The organism is Anabaena sp. 4-3 (assembly GCF_001597745.1).
In the GTDB taxonomy this organism is placed as follows: Bacteria; Cyanobacteriota; Cyanobacteriia; order Cyanobacteriales; family Nostocaceae; genus Trichormus.
Map to the genome: position 1 here is coordinate 1 of NZ_LUHJ01000008.1, position 3148 is coordinate 3148.

Consider the following 3148-nt stretch of genomic DNA (forward strand, 5'->3'; position numbering starts at 1 on the left):
AATTCAGCAACTAGCTAGATGAATTAATAGTTAGACTGCTGGGTTTGTATCCAGCCAGAACCTTGAAAACTGCATAGAAACGCGAAAGATAGCAGGCAGACACAGACATTAAGTGTAGGTGTTTGCAGGATGGAAACCAATGGAAAGTGGTCAAGCTAATAAGAGCTGATGGTGGATACCTAGGCACACAGAGGCGAAGAAGGACGTGGTTACCGACGAAATGCTCCGGGGAGTTGGAAGCAAACTAAGAGCCGGAGGTGTCCGAATGGGGCAACCCTGAATACTACCTGTTGAATATATAGACAGGAAAGAGCCAACCCAGCGAACTGAAACATCTTAGTAGCTGGAGGAAAAGAAATCAAGAGAGATTCCCTCAGTAGTGGTGAGCGAAAGGGGAAAAGCCTAAACCAAAAAGCTTGCTTTTTGGGGTAGTGGGACAGCGACATCGAATCTAGCGGTTAGACGAAGCGGCTAAGTACCGCACCAGAGAAAGTGAAAGTCTTGTAGTCGAAAACTCAAGGATAGAAGCTGCATCCCGAGTAGCATGGGGCACGAGGAATCCCATGTGAATCAGCGAGGACCATCTCGTAAGGCTAAATACTACTGTGTGACCGATAGAGAACAAGTACCGCGAGGGAAAGGTGAAAAGAACCCCGGAAGGGGAGTGAAATAGAACATGAAACCGTCAGCTTACAAGCAGTGGGAGTCCGATTAAACGGATGACCGCGTGCCTGTTGAAGAATGAGCCGGCGAGTTATAGGTACTGGTAGGTTAAAGCGAGAATGCTGGAGCCAAAGGGAAACCGAGTCTGAAGAGGGCGATAATCAGTATTTATAGACCCGAACCCTGGTGATCTAACCATGTCCAGGATGAAGCTTGGGTAAAACCAAGTGGAGGTCCGAACCGACCGATGTTGAAAAATCGGCGGATGAGGTGTGGTTAGGGGTGAAATGCCAATCGAACCAGGAGCTAGCTGGTTCTCCCCGAAATGTGTTGAGGCGCAGCGGTAATGAATATAGTCGGGGGGTAAAGCACTGTTTCGGTGCGGGCTGGGAGACCGGTACCAAATCGAGACAAACTCAGAATACCCGATGCACACATTGCCAGTGAGACGGTGGGGGATAAGCTTCATCGTCAAGAGGGAAACAGCCCAGACCACCAGCTAAGGTCCCCAAATCATCGCTAAGTGATAAAGGAGGTGGGAATGCACAGACAACTAGGAGGTTTGCCTAGAAGCAGCCACCCTTGAAAGAGTGCGTAATAGCTCACTAGTCAAGCGTTCCTGCGCCGAAAATGAACGGGGCTAAGCGATGTACCGAAGCTGTGGGATTAATTGTATTAATCGGTAGGGGAGCGTTCCGTGGTAGGAAGAAGCAGTAGCGGCGAGCAGCTGTGGACGAAACGGAAGTGAGAATGTCGGCTTGAGTAGCGCAAACATTGGTGAGAATCCAATGCCCCGAAACCCTAAGGGTTCCAGAGCCAGGTTCGTCCACTCTGGGTTAGTCGGGACCTAAGGCGAGGCCGAAAGGCGTAGTCGATGGACACAGGGTCAACAATCCCTGACTATGGTATGGGAGCATTGCTAGGGACGCATGAAAGAAAGCCACACCCTGATTGGTTTGGGAGACGGTTACGACCGTCGCGTGGTGAAGGATAGTGCCAAGAAAAGCTAGTAATGTGATGAACATATCGTACCCGTACCCGAAACCGACACAGGTAGGGAGGTTGAGAATACCAAGGGGCGCGAGATAACTCTCTCTAAGGAACTCGGCAAAATGGCCCCGTAACTTCGGAAGAAGGGGTGCCCACGAGAGTGGGTCGCAGTGAAGAGATCCAGGCGACTGTTTACCAAAAACACAGGTCTCCGCCAACTCGCAAGAGGAAGTATGGGGGCTGACGCCTGCCCAGTGCCGGAAGGTTAAGGAAGTTGGTCAGTGGCAACATGAAGCTGACGACCGAAGCCCCGGTGAACGGCGGCCGTAACTATAACGGTCCTAAGGTAGCGAAATTCCTTGTCGGGTAAGTTCCGACCCGCACGAAAGGCGTAACGATCTGGATGGTGTCTCAGAGAGAGACTCGGCGAAATAGGAATGTCTGTGAAGATACGGACTGCCTGCACCTGGACAGAAAGACCCTATGAAGCTTTACTGTAGCCTGGAATTGTGTCCGGGCTTCGCTTGCGCAGGATAGGTGGGAGGCGAAGAAGTATCCCTTGTGGGGGATATGGAGCCAACGGTGAGATACCACTCTGGCGAAGCTAGGATTCTAACTTGCTACCGTTATCCGGTAGAAGGACAGTTTCAGGTGGGCAGTTTGACTGGGGCGGTCGCCTCCTAAAAGGTAACGGAGGCGCGCAAAGGTTCCCTCAGCACGCTTGGAAACCGTGCGTCGAGTGTAAAGGCAATCAGGGAGCTTGACTGCAAGACCGACAAGTCGAGCAGGTACGAAAGTAGGCCTTAGTGATCCGACGGCGCAGAGTGGAATGGCCGTCGCTCAACGGATAAAAGTTACTCTAGGGATAACAGGCTGATCTCCCCCAAGAGTCCACATCGACGGGGAGGTTTGGCACCTCGATGTCGGCTCATCGCAACCTGGGGCGGAAGTACGTCCCAAGGGTTGGGCTGTTCGCCCATTAAAGCGGTACGTGAGCTGGGTTCAGAACGTCGTGAGACAGTTCGGTCCATATCCGGTGCAGGCGTAAGAACATTGAGAGGAGCCTTCCTTAGTACGAGAGGACCGGGAAGGACGCACCGCTGGTGTACCAGTTATTGCACCCGCAGTAGACGCTGGGTAGCCAAGTGCGGAGCGGATAACCGCTGAAAGCATCTAAGTGGGAAGCCCACCTCAAGATGAGTGTTCTCACCACGTAGGTGGGTAAGGTCACCTGTAGAACACAGGTTCTTAGGCGGTAGGTGGAAGTGCAGTAATGTATGTAGCCGAGCCGTGCTAACAGACCGAGGGCTTGACCTCATCTCAATTCAAAATTCCAAATTCCAAATTCAAAAAAAAGAAAATTGGGTTTTGGGCTTTGAACCAAACATTGGTGAACATCAAAAGTCGCGTTTCTTGCAGTCTTCAGGGTATCTGTACCCTCGAATTTGAAATTCTCGATTCTTTTTTGAATTTTGAATTTTGAATTTTGAATTTT

General features: G+C 51.1%; 1 rRNA gene. It reads left to right on the forward strand.

Annotated features, from left to right (window positions below):
• The first annotated feature begins 148 nt into the window (after positions 1-148).
• Positions 149-2970, forward strand: a 23S ribosomal RNA gene (locus tag A3775_RS00445).
• The last annotated feature ends 178 nt before the right edge of the window (positions 2971-3148 follow it).